Below are 744 nucleotides of genomic sequence, written 5' to 3' on the forward strand. Positions count from 1 at the left end.
GCTTTTCGAAACTCGCAGGTCTTGCCCGTGCTTCTCAAAACAGAAAGGCCGCGCCCGGTTGCCCGGGCGCGGCCTTTTGTCGCTGGCGCTGTTCTGCCAGTTTCGCGTCGACTTACTTGGCGTTCTCGTAAGCTTCGACAGATTTGATGATCTCGGCTTTGGCCGCTTCGGCGCCATCCCAGCCATCAACTTTCACCCACTTGCCTGCTTCCAGCTCTTTGTAGTGCTCGAAGAAGTGCTTGATCTGGGCCAGCAGCAGCTCTGGCAAGTCGTTGATGTCTTTCACGTTGTCGTAGATCTTGGTCAGCTTGGTGTGCGGAACCGCCACCAGCTTGGCATCTTTACCGGCTTCGTCGGTCATGTTCAGGATGCCCACCGGGCGACAGCGAATCACGGAGCCGGGAACCACCGGGTAGGGGGTCACAACCAGCACGTCCAGCGGATCGCCATCTTCGGACAGGGTGTTGGGGATGTAGCCGTAGTTGGCCGGGTAGAACATGGGGGTTGCCATGAAGCGGTCCACGAATACCGCGTTGCTGTCTTTGTCGATCTCGTACTTGATCGGGTCAGCGTTGGCCGGGATCTCGATGGCCACGTAGATATCTTCGGGGAGGTCTTTCCCGGCGGGAACCTTAGCAAAATCCATGGTCTGTCCTTCTCAACAGGGTTGGTGGTGGGCGCGGATTATAGCAATGGCAGCGGGCTGCGGCTAATCGCCGAAGGTCGAACCGGCCTATGGAATAG

The 744-nt window shown here is 58.1% G+C and carries 1 protein-coding gene; it reads right to left on the reverse strand.

Features of this window, described 5'->3' with window-relative positions; translation table 11 throughout:
* Window positions 1-112: 112 nt before the first annotated feature.
* On the reverse strand, window positions 113-646 hold the full coding sequence (gene ppa, locus A3754_RS23700) for an inorganic diphosphatase (protein ID WP_007149355.1): 534 nt from the start codon (window positions 644-646) through the stop codon (window positions 113-115).
* Window positions 647-744: the final 98 nt, after the last annotated feature.

This window comes from Alcanivorax sp. HI0083, assembly GCF_001635175.1.

Coding starts and splice junctions, on each gene's coding strand:
- ppa (WP_007149355.1), bottom strand. CDS start 646: ATGGATTTTGCTAAGGTTCCCGCCGGGAAAGACCTCCCCGAAGATATC.